This window comes from Deinococcus piscis, assembly GCF_014653275.1.
Taxonomy (GTDB): Bacteria; Deinococcota; Deinococci; order Deinococcales; family Deinococcaceae; genus Deinococcus; species Deinococcus piscis.
Genome location: NZ_BNAL01000030.1, coordinates 1 through 16,902, shown reverse-complemented (window position 1 = coordinate 16,902; position 16,902 = coordinate 1). Strand labels below are relative to the sequence as shown.

The 16,902-nt window shown below is 66.9% G+C and carries 15 protein-coding genes; 6 read left to right on the top strand and 9 right to left on the bottom strand.

Annotation, left to right across the window (positions count from 1 at the left end):
• Positions 1 to 2: 2 nt before the first annotated feature.
• Complete coding sequence (prmC, locus tag IE158_RS10645) at positions 3 to 836, bottom strand: peptide chain release factor N(5)-glutamine methyltransferase (protein ID WP_189643704.1); 834 nt, start codon at positions 834 to 836, stop codon at positions 3 to 5.
• A gap of 28 nt (positions 837 to 864) precedes the next feature.
• Entirely contained in the window at positions 865 to 1,503 is a 639-nt protein-coding gene (locus IE158_RS10640; protein WP_189643688.1) for a Jag family protein, read from the bottom strand.
• A 176-nt stretch (positions 1,504 to 1,679) separates the two neighbouring features.
• Here IE158_RS10640 and IE158_RS10635 point away from each other — a divergent pair, with 176 nt between their 5' ends.
• Entirely contained in the window at positions 1,680 to 2,351 is a 672-nt protein-coding gene (locus IE158_RS10635; RefSeq protein WP_189643687.1) for an SDR family oxidoreductase, read from the top strand.
• A 167-nt stretch (positions 2,352 to 2,518) separates the two neighbouring features.
• On the opposite strand, the gene rimO is transcribed toward IE158_RS10635, so the two are convergent.
• The 3 genes from rimO to IE158_RS10620 form a co-directional block, all read right to left on the bottom strand.
• Positions 2,519 to 4,030: a 30S ribosomal protein S12 methylthiotransferase RimO gene (rimO, locus tag IE158_RS10630; RefSeq protein WP_189643686.1), complete on the bottom strand. Its 1,512-nt coding sequence runs from the start codon at positions 4,028 to 4,030 to the stop codon at positions 2,519 to 2,521.
• Positions 4,031 to 4,412: 382 nt separating this feature from the next.
• Complete coding sequence (gene panB, locus IE158_RS10625; protein WP_189643685.1) at positions 4,413 to 5,255, bottom strand: 3-methyl-2-oxobutanoate hydroxymethyltransferase; 843 nt, start codon at positions 5,253 to 5,255, stop codon at positions 4,413 to 4,415.
• Positions 5,252 to 5,959, bottom strand: coding sequence for an HAD-IA family hydrolase (locus IE158_RS10620; RefSeq protein WP_189643684.1), 708 nt, complete (start codon positions 5,957 to 5,959; stop codon positions 5,252 to 5,254). Before IE158_RS10620 ends, panB begins: the two co-directional genes overlap by 4 nt.
• A 78-nt stretch (positions 5,960 to 6,037) precedes the next feature.
• Between IE158_RS10620 and IE158_RS10615 the strand changes: the two genes are divergently transcribed.
• A complete protein-coding gene (locus IE158_RS10615) occupies positions 6,038 to 6,619 on the top strand; it encodes a hypothetical protein (RefSeq protein WP_189643683.1) in 582 nt (193 codons plus the stop codon).
• A gap of 11 nt (positions 6,620 to 6,630) precedes the next feature.
• Here IE158_RS10615 and IE158_RS10610 read toward each other — a convergent pair whose 3' ends face one another.
• On the bottom strand, positions 6,631 to 8,403 hold the full coding sequence (locus tag IE158_RS10610) for a phosphodiester glycosidase family protein (protein WP_229839069.1): 1,773 nt from the start codon (positions 8,401 to 8,403) through the stop codon (positions 6,631 to 6,633).
• A gap of 104 nt (positions 8,404 to 8,507) precedes the next feature.
• Between IE158_RS10610 and IE158_RS10605 the strand changes: the two genes are divergently transcribed.
• Both IE158_RS10605 and bshC read left to right on the top strand, forming a co-directional pair.
• The gene (locus IE158_RS10605) at positions 8,508 to 9,182 is read left to right on the top strand and encodes a Crp/Fnr family transcriptional regulator (protein ID WP_189643682.1); all 675 of its coding nucleotides are present in this window, start codon (positions 8,508 to 8,510) and stop codon (positions 9,180 to 9,182) included.
• A gap of 278 nt (positions 9,183 to 9,460) precedes the next feature.
• Positions 9,461 to 11,056, top strand: a complete 1,596-nt coding sequence (gene bshC, locus IE158_RS10600; RefSeq protein ID WP_189643702.1) for a bacillithiol biosynthesis cysteine-adding enzyme BshC — start codon at positions 9,461 to 9,463, stop codon at positions 11,054 to 11,056.
• Positions 11,057 to 11,177: 121 nt separating this feature from the next.
• Here the strand turns inward: bshC and IE158_RS10595 are convergent, their stop codons facing one another.
• The 3 genes from IE158_RS10595 to trhO are packed head-to-tail and all read right to left on the bottom strand — an operon-like array spanning position 11,178 to position 13,718.
• On the bottom strand, positions 11,178 to 11,783 hold the full coding sequence (locus IE158_RS10595; RefSeq protein ID WP_189643681.1) for an RNA polymerase sigma factor: 606 nt from the start codon (positions 11,781 to 11,783) through the stop codon (positions 11,178 to 11,180).
• Positions 11,784 to 11,820: 37 nt separating this feature from the next.
• A complete protein-coding gene (locus IE158_RS10590) occupies positions 11,821 to 12,837 on the bottom strand; it encodes a LacI family DNA-binding transcriptional regulator (protein WP_189643680.1) in 1,017 nt (338 codons plus the stop codon).
• Positions 12,834 to 13,718, bottom strand: coding sequence for an oxygen-dependent tRNA uridine(34) hydroxylase TrhO (gene trhO / locus IE158_RS10585; protein ID WP_189643679.1), 885 nt, complete (start codon positions 13,716 to 13,718; stop codon positions 12,834 to 12,836). Before trhO ends, IE158_RS10590 begins: the two co-directional genes overlap by 4 nt.
• A 345-nt stretch (positions 13,719 to 14,063) precedes the next feature.
• On the opposite strand from trhO, the gene IE158_RS10580 reads away from it, so the two are divergent.
• Both IE158_RS10580 and IE158_RS10575 read left to right on the top strand, forming a co-directional pair.
• Positions 14,064 to 16,160, top strand: a complete 2,097-nt coding sequence (locus IE158_RS10580; protein ID WP_189643678.1) for an ABC-F family ATP-binding cassette domain-containing protein — start codon at positions 14,064 to 14,066, stop codon at positions 16,158 to 16,160.
• Positions 16,161 to 16,195: 35 nt separating this feature from the next.
• Positions 16,196 to 16,651, top strand: a complete 456-nt coding sequence (locus IE158_RS10575; protein ID WP_189643677.1) for a hypothetical protein — start codon at positions 16,196 to 16,198, stop codon at positions 16,649 to 16,651.
• Positions 16,652 to 16,902: the final 251 nt, after the last annotated feature.

Below are 16,902 nucleotides of genomic sequence, written 5' to 3'. Positions count from 1 at the left end.
GCCTACTGCGTGGCCCTCAACGCCCGCACAAATCGCTGCCGCCCGGCCAGATCAGGGTGGACCTCAGCAAGCCAGCCCTGACCCGCCAATTCGGCGGCGAAGTCGGTGGCATTACGTCCATCCAGCTCCAGCCACAGCACGCCGCCGGGGGTCAGCGCTCCTGCGGCCTGGGCAGCCAGTCGCCGCGCCAGGGTTAGTCCGTCGGTGCCGCCATACAGTGCCAGCGCCGGGTCATGGTCCACCTCTGGGTCTAGCGTTCCGGTGTCGCTATCTGGCAGATATGGTGGGTTGCTCAGTATCAAGTCAAAGGCTTGACCGGCCACAGGTTCAAGTAAGTTGCCCTGCGCGAATGCCACATTCAGGCCATTGAGCGCTGCATTCTCGGCAGCCAGGGCCAACGCCTGGGCACTGAGGTCGGTGGCAGTGACCCGGCTGCCGGGCCGCGCCGCTTTCCAGCCCAGCGCCAGCGCCCCGCTGCCGGTGCCGATGTCGGCCACCTCTGCCGCCTGGCTCGCAGCCGGGTCGCTCAGCGCCAAGTGCAGCAGCCACTCGGTTTCGGGCCGGGGAATCAGGGCGCGGGGGTCACACCTGAGCCGCACGCCGCCCCAGTCCACTGCGTCCAGCAGGTATTGCAGCGGTTCGCGGGACAGCCGCCGGGCCAGCAGACGGTCCAGTCGGGCGCTGTCAGTGCTGGACAGCGGCTCATGTGCGCGCAGCAACCGCTCAGTGCGGCTTAGACCAGTCACCTCGGCCAGTAGGGCTTCGGCGTCGCTGCGTGGCGAGGTCACTCCGGCGGCGTCCAGCTGCGCGGCAGCCTGGGTCTGCCACTCACGCAGGCTGAGCGCTGCCGCGTGCCCGGTAGGGTTAGGGGGCCGGGGCAGGTTTGACCACCAGGCGCCGGCCACTGCCTTCGCCTACCGACTGCGTGACCACATGCGGATTGTCCTTGAGGGTCATGTGAATCACGCGCCGGTCTGCGGGGTTCATCGGCTGGAAGGTGTGGTGCTCGCCGGAGCTGGCCACCGTCTCGGCCACCCGGCTGGCGATCTGTTGCAGCATCTGGAAGTGGCGGCTGCGGTAGCCGCCCACATCCACCCGTACCCGCAGATGTTCGCTGCCCTGCACGTGTTTGGCGACTGCGGCGTAGGCCAGGGTATCAAGCGCCTCGATCACGTGCCCTTCGCGGCCAATCAGGCGGCCTACATTCTCGCCACTGATTTCGCCCTCCAGGTGGTCGCCGTCGCGGGTGACGCGCACCGTCAGACCGGGGTCAAAGCGGCGGGCCACGCCACGCAGGAAGTGTTCCAGGACGGTTTGGGGGTCCTGGGCACCGGAGGGGAAGCCAGGCTGCACCTTACCGGGCACTCCAAAGTCGGGCTGCGGCACCAGAGCACCCGGCGCAGCAGCCGGAGCAGAGAGAAGGTTGGGAGAAGAGGTGTCGTCGTCAGCGTCACTGATACCCAACCCCGCCAGGTAATCGTCGAGGTCCTTTGGGTCATGCATGGCCGCAGTCTAGTGCATGGGACAGCGGGATGGAGGTCTTTGCTCGCCAGCAAAGGGGGCGCAAAACGCCCCACAGGACGGAGCATGGCGGGTATTCGGACTTGCCCAGCTGCGCCCGCCTTGCTCTTTTCCTGACCATATTCCCGCCGCAGTGGCTCAGGCGCTACCCTGGGGGCATGGCAAACCTCAGCTCCTCGACCATCATGCTGACCGGGGCCGGAACCCCGATTGCAACCGCTATCGCGCAGGAACTGGAAGATGCCGGCGCGCAGCTGGTGCTGGTCGGACAGGGTGAAGACCTCGCCCGCGCCGCCGACCGCTTCCCGGCCACCGAAGTGTTTGATTTGGACCTCAGCGACGCCGCCAGCGTGGACCGCCTGCGCAGCATCGAAGTTGACGCGCTGGTGCATACCGGCGGCATGTTCAGCCCCCAGCCTGCGCTAGATGCCGCACCCGCCGACTATGAACGGCTGTTCGCCGCCAACATGCAAAGCCTCTTTCATGCCATTCAGGGAGCGCTGCCCCACATGCTGGAACAGGAGGACGGTGTGATTGTGGCGGTCAGCGCTCCCCGTGAGTCGCGCGGCGAGGGCGCAGCGCTTTACCAGGCCAGCCGCGCCGCCATGACCAGCTACGTGCACAGCCTGCACGCCGAGCTCAAGGGCCGGGGCATTCTGGGCTGCGTGGTGCACCCGATGGGCCCGATTGACACGCTGGAACTGCGCGAGGCCGGCTACGAGTGGGAAGAACTGATTGACGCCCGTGGCCTGGCCAAGACGGTGGCCCACGCCCTGACTCGTCCGGCGCGGGCGCATATCACCGAGCTGAAGGTGTATCCGCAGAAGTAAACTTGCTCCCGCGAGCAGGGGCGAGTGGCACATTGCTCCCGCGAGCAAAGCGAATATCAACCACGGGCCGTCCCGTGGTTGTTTTCGTCAGATGGACAGCCAAGAGCAAAGGGCAGAGAGCCGGAAACTTGAGCTTTCTGCCCTTCTTGGCGCGGAGCCTCCACGCCTCAGTGTCCGCCGAAGTGCCCCAGCATCGGCACATTGGGCCGCCACTCGGGCCGGGCCACCACTTCACCGAACAGGTCGTACTCGTCGCTGTCCTCAATGCGGGCCTGCACAATGTCGCCCACCTTGATCTGCCCCGCGAACTCGCCCGCGTACAGGTACACTTGCCCGTCAATGCCGGGGGCGTCGCCTTTGGTGCGCCCGATCAGGCGGGTGCCGGGGGCGTCGCCCTGCTCCAAGTCGGCGGGGTCATCGTTGTATTCGTCAATGATCACCTCCATCACGCGGCCTACCTTCTGGGCCAGGCGGGCGGCGCTGATGCGCTGCGCCACCGCCATAAAGCGGGCCAGACGCTCTTCCTTCACCGCTTCGGGCACCGCACCGGGCAGGGCGTTGGCGTCGGCTTCGGGCACTTCGGAGTAGGTAAAGGCGCCCACCCGGTCCAGTTGCGCGGCTTCGAGGAAGTCCAGCAGCTCCTGAAAATCGGCCTCGGTTTCGCCGGGAAAGCCCACGATAAAGGTGGAGCGGATGGTCAGCTCGGGGCAAATCTCGCGCCAGCGGCGGATGGTGTCCAGCTGCTTGCCTGCTCCGGGGCGGCGCATGGCTCTGAGTATTTTGGGGCTGGCGTGCTGCAAGGGCACGTCCAAGTAGGGCAGGATTTTGCCCTGGGCCATCAGCTCCACGATGCGGTCTACATGCGGGTAGGGGTACACGTAGTGCATCCGCACCCAAGCGCCGAGCTCGCCCAGCCGCTCGGCCAGGTCGGTGAGGTGAGCGCGGACCTGCTCGCCCTGGAATTCGCTTTCGCGGTAGCGGATGTCCACGCCGTAGGCGCTGGTATCCTGCGCGATGACCACCAGTTCCTTGGTGCCGCCCGCCACCAGCCGGAACGCCTCGTACAGCACCGAGCCAGCGTCACGCGACACTTGCAGGCCGCGCAGCTTGGGGATGATGCAAAAAGCGCAGGTGTGGTTGCAGCCCTCGGCCACCTTGACATAGGCGTAGTGGCGTGGGGTCAGGCGCACGCTGGGCGCGAACACATCGCCGTGACGGGTGTTCTCGCGCTCCGGCAGGGCTGCGGCGGGGCGCATGCCGGGAGCCGCCACGGGCAGCAGTCCAGTAAAAGTGCCCTGGTCCACGGGCAGCAGCTCACGCACATGGCCCATCACGTCATCCACTGCCTCGCTGCCGGTGATGGCCGAGACTTTGGGATGGCGCTCCATGATTTTTTCGGGACGCTCGCCCAGGCAGCCGGTCACGATGACTTTGCCGGTGGCGTCCAGCGCTTCCCCGATGGCCGCCAGCGATTCCTCAACAGCCGGGGTGATAAAGCCGCAGGTGTTGACAATCACGGCCTGCGCGTCTGCGTAGCTGGGGGCCACTTCGTAGCCTTCGGCGCGCAGCTGGGTCAGGATACGTTCGCTGTCCACCAGGGCTTTGGGACAGCCCAGGCTGATAAAGCCCACGCGGGGGGCAGCGGCGGTGGGTTCGGCTGAGGGGAGGGTCTGGGTCATGGAACTCCTTGGGGCAGAGAAAAAAAGCAAAGAGAAGAAGGCAAAAGGCACGGAGCAGAGCGGCCAGAGCATGGCATGTCCTCCGGCCAAATAGAGGTGCTCCAGCATAGGCGGCTGCGGCCCAGCCCGTCTGGGCACCGCCAGACAATGCACCGCTGTCACCGGGGTCAGGTATGAGCTGACCCAGCATAAGCAGGCAATAAAAAACCCGCTCGCCTTGCTAGAAGGTTCCGAGCGGTTATGTTCACTACTCTAGCGCGGTATGCAGTATTCGTCAAGGGGATGCAGGGGACGCAGGCCGAAAGTGCGGAAAGGAGGCAGGAAGAAGGGCATTCCGCTGGTTTAACCCTCCTGCAAGCGCTCCTTTTGCTGTTCATCAGCTCTAATACAGCCGCTCCAGCACCCCGTCGGCCATGCTGAAGCTGTTGGCTTCGCTCGGGAACTGCCGGGCGCGCACGTCGGCGGCGTAGGCGCTCAGACCTTCGCGGCTGAGTTGGCCCACTTCGGCGTAGCGGCGGACCATCTTCATCACCGGGCCTTCGTACACGCCCAGAATGTCGTGGTAGACCAGTACCTGGCCGTCACACCCCACCCCAGCCCCAATGCCGATGGTGGGAATCTGCACCCGCTCGGTAATCAGTGCCGCCAGCGCGGCGGGAATGGCTTCCAGCACCACGCTGAAGGCCCCGGCTTCTGCCAGCGCGGCTGCTCCGTCCAGTGCCAACCGCGCCGAGGCTTCGTCCTTGCCCTGTACCTTCAGCCCGCCCTGCGCGGTGGCGGTCTGCGGCAGCAGGCCCACGTGGCCCATGACCGGAATGCCGGCTGCGGTGAGACGCTGCACGCAAGCAAGTTCATTGGGCGTAGCGCCTTCCAGTTTGACCGCGTCGGCTCCTGCTTCCTGCACCAGCGTCACGGCGGCACGTATGGCTTCTTCAGGCCCCAGCTGATAGGTGCCGAACGGCAGGTCCACCACCATGAAGGTCTGCGGCGCACCCCGGCGCACGGCGCGGGCGTGGTGCAGCATGTCGCCGAGCGTGACCTGCGCGGTGCTTTCGTAGCCCAGCACCACGTTGCCTAAGCTATCGCCCACCAGAATCAGGTCCACGCCGGCCCCCTCGGCGTGCCGGGCCTGGGCATGGTCATAGGCCGTGACCATCACCAGGGGGGCAGCTGGGCTCATCAGCTGCGGCAGGCTCAGTTTCTTGCGGGGGGACGCGTCGCTCATAGCTCAGAAGGTAGCACCGCGGCTGCCTGTGGGCCGCCCAGCGCGGCCAGCAGCGCCCACAGGCCACCGCTGAAATCCTCCAGGCGCGGCCAGGTGGGCGGAAACGGCTGCGAGGCAGTCACCTCGTTGGGCACCACCACCACCTGCACGCCAGCAGCCACGGCGGCAGTGGCCCCGTTGAGGCTGTCTTCCACCGCCAGGCACTGTTCGGGGCGGAGGCTCAGGCGCTGTACTGCCAGGGCGTATAGCTCCGGGTCGGGCTTGACGCGGGCCACGTCGTCCTTGGTGCAGAGCGTCTCGAAGCGGTCCAGCAGGCCATGCTGACCCAGCCAGTCGGTCACCCAGTCGCGGCCCGAACTGGTGACCAGGGCCAGGCGCAGCCCGGCAGCCTGGGCTTCATCCAGCAGGGCCACCACGCCGGGGCGCAGGTCTTGCCCGCGCAGTTCTTCCAGCAGGCCCCGGTGCAGGTCGCCGCCCACCCGCTCGCGGTCTGCCTGCACCTCCTGCGGCAGTCCGGCCCAGGGGTCGAACGCGCCCCAGGTGCCGATACCGCGCTGCCAGTCGCTAAGGCTCAGTTCGCGCCCGTGCGAGCTGTACAGTCGCTGCCAGTGCCGGAACTCGGTGGTTTCGGTGTCCATGATGGTGCCGTCGAAATCGAACAGCAGGGCCTGGATGCCGAAGTTCGCAGGGGAAGAGTGGGTCATGGGTTCAGTCTAGAGTGAGCAGGCTATAGCGGGCTGCCTGGAGACGGCAGGCTGACCAGCAAGCCCTACACTGCGGCTATGCTCAAAATCCTGCTCAGCTGCCTCGCGCTCGTGCTGCCGAGCCTCGCCTTGGCTCAGGTGGCGGCTGGTGTGCGTGTTTCGTGTGCGCCCGCCACCGACTGCTGGGGAGGGACCAATCAGGCCATGCTCCCAGCACGAGATGTGGCGCTGCCTCTAGCTACGCCCAAGCTTCAGCCACAGGCTTCTACTTCTGCATTGCTGCGCGCTGAGCCGCCGGCAAGGGTTGAAGCGGTGAGGGGTCAATCCCTCACGCTATCGGTGCCGCTTCAGAATCTGACCGCCAAAGCCGCTGAAGTGATTTGGGGTCCTTCCAGCTACGATTACGAGCTGCTGAACGCGGCAGGCCAGTCCATACCTTTTACTGGGGGCCGCCTGTTTCCGGCGGTGGCTTACCTGACGCGCTGCCCGGCGCAGGCCCTTTGTCAGCCTGCCTTTCAGTTGAATATTCCCTTTGACCAGGCGAGCTGGGGAACGCTGCGGCCTGGCGACTACACGCTCAGAGTAGCCCTACATGACTTTTGGATGGACAAGCAGACGCACGACCTGGGCACGCTTGACATCACGCTGACTCTTCGCTGACCCCACCCCATTCAGCGCGGCACCATCACTACGGCATTGGGAATGTCGCGGCTCCAGGCCGGGTTCAGGTAGCCGCCCAGGTCGGCGTAGCCTCCGCTCAGGTACACGGCGCTGCTGCCACCGCTGTCCATCCGCACGGCGTCGCTCAGGCCAGCGGTGCGCAGGGCGACCAACAACTGCTCCGGCGTGCCGCGCTCCAGGTAAGCAAATGTAGGCCAGCCGCCGAGCAGACCAAAAGCGGTCTGGTGGGTGGCCCGCCAAATGCTGCCGGCAGTGTCGAAGCCCTCGCGCTGTGGATTCAGCACGCTCTGGCCGCCGCGCAGCAGCAGGGGACCAGCGCTCAGGGCGTCCTCACTGCTTGGCCAGGGGGCGTCGCTGGCATTCCATTCCAGCCGCAGACTGAGGGGCGCGCCCGCCGTACGGGGCAGCGCCGGAAAGCGGGCCGGATCAAAGGTGAGATGCAGGTTGCCCGGCTGGGTGGTCACTGTGCCGCTCTGCGCGGTCAGCACCTGGTCAGTGCCGGGGCGAACGGTCAGCGTGACCAGCCCGGCAGCGCCCACCGTGCGCCCGTCACCGGCCCAGGCGGTCAGCAGCTCTGGACGGGGCAGTGGCGTCATCTGGTTGACCAGCAGACGCTGGCCGCCCACCTCGGCCACGTAGCGCGGCGCAGGGTAGCCCAGCAGCACCTCGCCTGCCGGAGTAAAGCCCAGTGTGGCCCGCTTTTGCAGGCTGCCGATCCGCATGACCCCGCCCTGCGCGACCAAGTCCACCGGCTTGCCGCTCTGCATATCGAAGTATCCGCCGTTGATACCGGCCACGCCGCCTGCCGAGCGCACCAGCGCGGCCAGGCCCGTGCGCTGTCCCCAGGGCGCACTGACCACGCGGGGCCGGTAACGGCTGGGGTCAAAGCTGAGCAGGCTGAGGCCGCCTTGCTGGCGGTAGCGCACGCCCTGGGGCAGCAGCTCTGTGGCCACTGGCGGGGTCTGGCTGCGGTCACGGTAGACCACGGTGTCCAGCACGATGCGGGTAGGATTTTGCAGGGTAAAGATGCGAGTTTGCCCGCCGCCGGTCAGCAGGTCCAGCTGGCTGCCGCTGCCCGCTGGCGTGACCAGCAGCACTGCGCCGCCATCCAGAATCTCCGAGCGGGCGGCGGAGCGGGTGTAGGGCAGCGACAGGGATACCGCGCCCCCACGCTGCTGCACCTGATAAAAGGCTTCGCCGCTGCCCTGGAGTTCCAGCACCGTGCGCTGAAGCTCCACCGTGCGCTGACGGCTGACGCTCTGGCGCACGCTGGAGAGTGTATGGGTGGCGGTGCTTGCCGCCCCTGGGTTTTGGCCTGGTGCGCTGGCCGGGCTGGGCGGAAGCGTACCTGCCGGAACAGCGCGTGGGGCGGCCACTTCCACGGCCTGCGGGGTCACGCTGAGCGGCACTCCCAGCGCCCGCAGAATATCCAGGCCCACGTACAGGCTTTGGCCGACCTGTTCGGGCGCCGGCAGGGCCGCGCCCGCTGCAAAGCCCACCGCCTGCCAGCCGCGCCCCGGTGCCCAGCGCAGTTCGCGTCCGCCGTACAGCAGCCGTAGGTCCTTTGGGTCGTTGCGGACCGCCACACCCAGGCGGGGCAAGGTCCAGACCGCCAGCCCTTCGCCGCTGCTCAGCTCACGGCTGCTCAGCGCCGCACTCTGCACCTCGCCGCCTACGCTGAGTGGACGGGCCTGCGCAGCGGGCCAGGCCAGCAGAGACACAGAAACAACAAACAGCAGTCGGCGGGCAGCAGGGCGCATCATCGCGGGCAGTGTAACGTGAGCGTCCGGGAGCAGGATGAACAGCCGACGGCCCACAATGTGAACGAGGTCGCAGGTGAGGGTGCCAGTGTGGCAAACTGTGACCTATGACCCCTGGTGCATTCGCGGCCCTGCCTTCACAGGCCCTGGACCAATTGCGTGCTGTGGCCCGCACGGGTCGCTGGGGAAGGGGCGGCTTGCTGTTTCATCCTGAAGACCCCGCCGAGACTCTTTATCTGCTGACTCGCGGCAGCGTGCGGCTGTACAGCCTGGGTGCCGGGGCCCGCGAGGTCACGCTGGTGGTGCATCTGGAAGGTGAGCTGGTGGGCGTGCAGGCCCTGCGCCCTGGGCAGACCTATGACCGCTACGCCGAGTGCGCCGACGACACCGAAGCGCTGATGTTTAGCCGTGAAACGCTGGAGCGGGTCCTGCGGGATTCGCCTGAAATCGCGCAGGCCCTGACCGAACAAATCGTCTCCCAGACCGCATCCTTGCAGGGGCGGCTGGCGGGCTTGGTCTTTCATGAGGTGTCGCAGCGCCTGGCCCTCACGCTGCTGGACTTTGCTGATCGCCAGGGCGACTGGGACGGCGAACAGCCGTTTGCGCTCCAGGACCGGCTCTCGCATCAGGAGCTGGCGCACATCGTGGGCAGCACCCGCGAGACGATTACCAAGCTGCTAGGCGAGTTTCGCAACCGGGGCCTGCTGGACCTCGGTTACCGCCGCATCGTGCTGACTGACCGTGAGGGCCTGCTGGAAGCCGGGCGCGAGCCACTGCGCTAAAGGTGGTCTGACGTACCGTGCGCAGGCGTCCAGCTCCGCAGATGTAAGCAGAGCCAGGAGGCGGGGAGGCTCCTGGACCTGACGGCTGCCCAGGCTGTGGATGAGCTTCACATTCTGGAGATGGGAGGCTGTGGCCTAAGCGCCTGCCGCAGATTGTCTCCAGATTCGGGGGTCAAGCCCCGCCGGTGGGTTAGCCTATGGGCGTGTCCGACGCTACACCGCCCGACTGTTCCGCTTCCTCCGCTGCTGGTCCTGGGGCTGAGCTGCATGGCCTGAGTGTGGCCGCCGCCTACCGCCGGGGTGCGCTGCATCACTTTTTCGCGCAGGCACGTTCACAGGGCACGCCGCGCGAGTGGCTGCAGGAATGGAGAGACGCAGGCGGGGCAAGTAGCAGGCTGGACGCCGAGCAGCGGACCGCTCTGGTCGCAGCTCTGCGGGAGTATCACGCACATCTGGGCCTGCTGACCCCAGCCACAACGGCGGCGCTGGACGCCCTGGCCCACCCGGCGGCGCGGGTAGTGGTGGCGGGGCAACAGGCCGGGCTGCTCACCGGCCCCGCTTACGCAGTCCACAAAGCTGCTGACGCCGCGCTGCTGGCCCGCGAACTGGGCACCGAAGACGCCCCTGTGGTGGGTGTGTTCTGGATTGCCAGCCAGGACCACGACGCTGAGGAAGTCGCCTGGGTTAGCCTGCTGGACCTTGAAGAGCGGCTGTGGCGCGAGGTGGTGGACCTGCCCGGCGGCAGTCCGGTAGGCCGTGTGCCCTGGCAGCCGGAGTGGACGGCGGCGCTGCGCCAACTTCTGGCCGACGTTGCTGCCCCCGAGCCGCACCGCCGCGCTGTGATGAACCGGTTGGACGCTGCCACGCAGCCCCTGGCTGACGGCGGCGTGCCAGGCTGGGCCGACGTGTTTGCCCGGCTGATGCACGGTCTGCTAGGCGGGGCAGGGCTGGTGCTGCTGGACCCGCTGTTCCCGGCGCTGGCCCGCCTGATGGCCCCCACCATCGCCCGCGAGTTGGGGCGTCCGCTGGAAGGCCCGGCCCGCATCGAGGCGGCAGCTGAGCGCCTCAGCGCCCTGGGTCTGACCCCGCAGCTGCGCCGTCCAGCCGGGGCGACCAATCTGTTTTTGGAAGGAGAAGACGGTGGGCGGCGGTTGCTGCGTTTCAGCGGTGACACCTTCAGCACCGATGATGGCCGTGAGTACAGCCTCACCGAACTGCTGGATGTGCTGGAGCGTGACCCCAGCCGCATCACCCCAGCGGCGGGCCTGCGACCAGTCGTGCAAGACGCCTTGCTGCCCAACCTGGCCCTGATTCTGGGCGACGGCGAAATCGCGTATCTCGCACAGCTGGGCGGCGTCTACGAGCTCCACGGCGTGAGGCAACCTGTGGTATGGCCGCGCCTGAGCGTGACTTGGCTGGAGCCGAATGTGGCCCGCTTGCTGCGCCGCCTGGGGGCGACTGCCGCCGGGGTGCAGGCAGACCCTGCGGGCGTGCTGGGCCGCTCGCTGGCTGCTGAGCGCAGCATCAGCGCTGTGAGCCAGGAGCGGTTGGCTGCTTTGGCAGGCGAGTGGGCCGCGCTGAGTACAGAGCTGGCCGCACTTGACCCCACGCTGGAGCGGGGCAGCGAACGTGCCCGCCAGTACACCGAGCGTCACTTTGCTGCACTTCAGCAGCGGGCGATGGCTGCCCTGGCGCGTCAAGAAGATACCCGCAGCGGCCAGCTTTCCCGCCTGAGCCTGCATCTGCTGCCGCACAGCAAGCCGCAGGAGCGCGAGCTGAGCTTCATGACCTATCTGCTCAAACATGGCCCGGTTGTGCTTGACTTGCTGCTCTCTCAGCGCGCTGGCGCACAGGCCGAAGTGGAGATTCCCTAGAGCCATTGACTAGAGCCGTTGACTAGAGCCATTGACAAGAAGCGCTACCGCTTTCCCGCAAGCCAAAGGTTGAGGAGGGTACAAGGGCTCCGGCCAGAGACTGAAAGGGGAGTGCCCCAGCTTAGTTGACCTGTCCGGCCAGCAGCTCGGCCAGCTGCTCCTTGGCGCGGTACACGCGGCTTTTGGCGGTGCCCAGCGCCACGCCCTGAATCTGGGCAATTTCCTCGTAGGGGAGGTCTTCCATGAAGCGCAGCACCACGGCCTCGCGGTAATCCTCCGGCAAACTCATCAGCGCACGCTGCACCCGGTCCTGGGCATCGCTGCTTTCGGCGGCCTGTACCGGTGTGCGGGCGTCACTGGCCACCTCGAATCCGATTTCTTCGTGGGCCTGCTCCAGGCTGAAGCGGGCGTGCTGCTTGCGGCGGTGAGACTCAATCTGGGTGTTGCGCGCTACCGTATAGAGCCACGGCAAAAAGCGTTGCCCCGCCTGAAAGGTCCCAAAAGACCGCCAGGCACGGTAAAACACTTCCTGCGTGAGGTCCAGAGCATTGTCGCTGTTGCCCTCCAGGCGGTACAGATAGCCATAGATTCGGCCCTCGTGCTCCTGAATCAGCTGGAACCAGGCTTGCTCGTCGCCTGCCAGCAGCAGGGCGTGCTGCTCGGCACCGATGACGTCGGCGGGTGCGTCAGCAGGCACATCGGCGGGCGGGGAAGCCGGGACATCCATTGTCTTTTAGGTTACTCTATCGGCCCCCGACTTGCCGTCAGGCACTACCGCGCAGGGCCAGACGTGGCGTCAACAGCTGAACCTGCTGCGCCTGGGCTGCTGCGCCCTCTTGCCGCTCGCGGATGCGGCCCAGCAGCAATTCGGTGCTGCGCTGCGCCATCTCTTCCAGCGGCTGATGCACGGTGGTCAGGCCCACCAGTGCCGCTTGGGGGTGGTCCCCATATCCAATGATCTTGAGGTCACCTCCAACCGGGCGGCCCCGCACCTGCGCCTCGGCCATCAGCGCCACGGCCAGTTGGTCGCCGTAGGTCATCACGGTGGCCCGCTGAGGCAAGCGGTCCAGCAGCTCGCCGGCCACCCGGTGCAGGTGGTCGTGCGGGTCTATCTCAATGTGCTGCATGATCTGCCGCCCCGCACTTTCTACCCCCTCGGCAAAGCCTTTGCGGGCGGTTTGGCGCTCGTGTGGCACCTGCTGGCCGCGCAGCCAGACCCCCACGATTTCGCCGGGCAGGGTGGCGGCATACTCGCCAGCAATCTGCCCCCCGTAGTGGTTGTCAACGGCCACGTAGTCAAGGTCCTGCACCGCTGTGCCCACCCGTACGGCGGGCTGACCGTGTTCCTGGGTGCTCCAACTGCGGTAGGCCGCGTCATCGCACAGCAGCAGCCCCTGCGCCAGAGTGCTGGGATGGCCCGGTTGTGCCAGTTGTGCGGCCCGCTCCGGGGTGCCCAGGGCGAACGCCATCAGCCCAAAGTCCTGCCCACTGAGCGCCGCCTCGATGCCCTGAATCACCCGGCTCTGCCAAATGGAATGCAGGTCTGCGGTCACCACGCCGATGAGGGGGTGCTCGCTGGGCAGCGTACGCCGGGCCTGCGGGGTGGGGCGGTAGTTGAGGTCCTCAATGATGGCAAGGACCCGCTCCCGGGTTTCGCCGCGCACAGAGGGATGGTTGTTCAGCACGCGCGACACGGTGCCCACACCGACCCCCGCCGCTTTGGCCACGGTGTGAACAGTAGGCCGCCCGCTGCGCCCGCGCCCACCCCTGCCGGAGCTCACGCTTCTCTCCCGTCAAACCAGCGCTGGCGCTCACGGAAAGCCGCCTTTTGCTCGTCGGTGGTTTGCTCGGCGCAGTGCGGGCAGCTCACGCCGCGCTCAAAGCGGGGGTCGGCGCGCTCAGCGTCGCCCAGCGGCCAGCCGCACGACCAGCACATCTCGGCCTGTCCTGGCTCCAGGCCGTGGCCCACCGTGACCCGCTCGTCGAACACGAAGCACTCGCCTTCCCAGCGGCTGCGCTCCTGCGGCATTTCTTCCAAGTAGCGCAGGATGCCGCCTGCCAGGTGATACACATCCGAAAAGCCTTCTTGTAGCAGCAAGCTGGTGCTCTTTTCGCAGCGAATACCGCCCGTACAGAACATGGCGACCTTCTTGCCCGCCAGCTCGTCGCGGTGCTGCTCCAGCCAGGCCGGGAACTCGCGGAACGAGTCGGTTTGGGGGTCCAGCGCACCCTGAAAAGTTCCGGCCTGATACTCATAGCGGTTGCGGGTGTCTATCACTACCACGTCCGGGTCATCCAGCAGGGTGTTCCACTCTTCTGGGTTCAGATAATGGCCCACCAGGTTACGCGGCTTCACCTCCACGCCCAGGGTTACGATTTCCTTTTTGAGCCGCACCTTCATCCGCTTAAACGGCTGCTGCTCGGCGTGCGACTCCTTGTACTCCATATCGGTAAAGCCCAGGTCCAGGAGCAGCGTATGCAGCGCCGTGATGCTCTGGCGGCTTCCCGCCACCGTGCCATTGATGCCTTCTGGAGCCACGATCAGGGTGCCGCACAGGCCCAGGCGGGCGCACTCGGCCTGGAGCTGCGCCTGCACCGCTGCCGGGTCTTCCAGTGCGCGGAACTGATACAGGGCCGCCACCACCCAGCTTGGAGCTGGCATGGCTACATCTGGCTGACCAGCTCTAGGATGAACTGGGGCCGGGGCAGGACGTGGGTCAGAAGGGGAGTCTTCGGCAGAAAATCGGTTCATGGTGGTCTGGCTTTCTGAAAGATAGTGCGCTGCGGCCTCCCCCCGGTGGCCATCAGACTCATTGTGTCGGTGCAGTCTGACAGGCTTCTTTTTGACTTCTTGATGGATGTCTTGGGGCCGAATGCTCAGCACTGCGCTCTGACTTCACCATAGCAGCGCTGCGCTCCTTCTTCTGGGCTTTCTCCGTGCGGGGGCCCAGAGCGCCCTGTCCGGTGGGCACCGCAGGTGCTCTGGGTGGGGGCTACACTGGAGCGCGTGACTCTGCTGCTGCGTGCCCAGGACCTGCGTCTCAGTATCGCGGAGCGTGACCTGCTGGCGGGCGTGTCTCTGGACCTGAGAAGTGGTGAGCGCGTGGCCCTGCTGGGCCGCAATGGAGCGGGCAAAACCACTCTGCTAGAGCTGCTCAGCGGCGTGCGCCGGGCCGACAGCGGCGAGCTGTGGCGTGCGCCGGGGCTGCGGCTGGCGGCACTTGACCAGCACCACACCTTCGCGCCGGGCGTCCGGGTAGGCGACCTGCTGACGGCGGCCCATCCTTACCGCGTCCTGGAAACCGAGGCGCAGACCCTCACGGCCCAGCTGGACGACGCAGAAGCCCTGGACCGCTGGAGCGAGGTGCAGGCTCAGTTGGAGCAGGTGCAGGCGGCGGCCTGGCCCGCCCGGCTGGGCCGAATGCTGGCGGCGCTGGGGCTACGGGACGTGCCGGGGCTGGACACGCGAGAAGCGGCCACCTTGTCGGGCGGTGAGCGCACCCGGCTGGCGCTTGCACTGACGCTGGCCCGCGAACCGGACCTGCTGCTGCTGGACGAGCCCACCAATCACCTTGATATCCGTATGCGTGAGTGGCTGGAAGGTTACCTGCGCTCGTTTGGCGGCGGGGTGCTGCTCACCAGCCATGACCGCGACTTTCTGGATGCAGTGGCGGAGCGCTCCCTGTGGCTGGCGGCAGGGGAGCTGACCGAATACGCCGGTGGCTACAGCCGGGCGCGGGCGCAGCGCGACCTGGAACGCCGGAGCCTGCGCCGGGAAGCCCACTTGCAGGGGCGCGAGGCAGGGCGGCTCGCAGCGGCGGCGGGGCAGCTGGACCGCTGGGGCCGGCGTTCCTCGGCCATGCGTTCGCGGGTGGGGCGGGTGGCTGTGCCCGAAGCACCCTTGCCTGAGCGGCAACTGCGGATGCGGCTGCTGGCAGGCGACAGCCGCGCCCGGCTGCTGGCCTGGGGCGAACACCTCAGCGTGACTTTTCCTGGCGGCGGCGGTGGCCGCACCGTGCTGCGCGGCGCTCGGTTTCGGCTACGTCAGGGGGACCGGGTGGCCCTGCTTGGGGCCAACGGCACCGGCAAATCCACCCTGCTGCGGCTGCTGGCCGGAGAACAGCGGCCTGATCCTGGCCCGCTTGAGCCGGTGCTGCGGCTGGCGGGCGGCGTGACCCTGGCCTATCTGGACCAGACCTGGCACGGCCTGACGCCGGGGCGCGGCCTATACGCCCAGTTCGAGGAACGCTTCGGGGACGCGGCAGCGGCGCTGCTGGGGGCGGCTGGATTCGGGGCCGCCCACTGGGAGCAGACCCCCGAACAGCTGTCGGGCGGCGAGCGCTCACGGGCGGGTCTGGCGCTGGTCAGTGCGCTGCGCTCAGACCTGTTGCTGCTGGACGAACCGACCAACCACCTCGACATAGAAGCCTTGCAGGCGCTGGAAGGAGCCGTACAGGCTTATGGCGGCGCACTTGTTATCGTGACGCATGACCGCCGCTTTGCGCGTGAGGTGGCGACCCGGCTGTGGGTCGTTGAGGACGCAGAGCTGCGTGAGGTGTCCGGCTGGGGGCGCAGCGATTATGCGGACCCGGCCCGCGCGCTTCAGGGCGATCCGCCGCCGCCGCTGCCCGCCCCAAGTGCCCCGCAGCGGATGTTCCGGCTAGAACGGTCACTGCTGGACTTGCACGCCGAACTGGACACCCCCTGGCGACTGACGGGCCGCGAGGAAGCCCGGCTGCGCGCTGAAGCGGCGCAGGCCCAGGCCGAGCTGTACGCCACGTACGCCGAGGTGTACGGCCAGGAGGTCTGGGACGATGAAGTGCCCGAGCCGCCCCTGCGCGTGCGTGCGGTACGTTTTGAAATGGGCGGCATGTTCTGGGCTGCGCATCAGCCAGAGTGTCCACACTTGGCCTGGGATGGGCACACCCTGCGCGCCTCTGGGCCGTTGCCCGCACATTTTGGAGAGCCGCTGCTGGGCGGAGCGCTGCGAATTCTGTTCGAGCGCTGGAATGTGGGCCGTGCTGGCCTGGGGGAAGGCGGGCCGCTGCTCAGCCGCCGCGAGTGGTTTGAGCGCCTGGGCGCTGCTCCAGGCCGCCGCTCTTAAGAACCTGGCTCACCTTTGCCCGTATACTTGCCGTTATGAGTGAAGTGATCAGGGGCCGCATCGGCCAAGAAGGCGAAGGGTTTGGTGTTCGCTGCGAGATTCAGGAAGACAAGATTGTGGGCCGCGCGGGCAGCCGCCTGCATGGCAAGCCGATTGAACTGGAAATCACCGAAACCGGCGTGCAGGGCAAAGTCGGCGACCAGAACATCACTGTGGCGCTGGAAGGCGGCGAGCTGCGCGGCACCATCGGTGACCAGAAGCTGACCCTGCGCGGCGTAGACCGCGTGACTGGCCGCTTTGGTGAGCCGATCATCGGCTGGGACATCGCTGCTCAGCAGACCGGCGACCACCTCGAAGGCCGCTTGGGCAGTACCGTGCTGGGCCGCCCCTTCAGCATGGAACTGGCCGGCGCACCCGGCTGGGTGGGCGTGCTGGTGGCTGTGGTCGCCTTCTACGCCCTGGAACCGCGCGCCAGCGCCAAAGCTGGCTGAGGGTCAATTTCTGCAAGGCTGGGCCGCTCTAGGGTGGCCCAGTTTTTTCGTATGGCAAACAGATGACTAGGGGTAGAGATGGCTTCGTGTTGGAGCTTCTCTCGGAAGTTTGCGGCGGTTCAGCAGGGTCAACCAGACCAGGCAAGCCAACCAGCCCAGGAGAGGAAGAAAGAACGCCACACCACTTAGAGCATTTGACATAATAAGAGGATGAAACGTGTTGGGGCGGCTGGGTATGGGAATGACTTGCG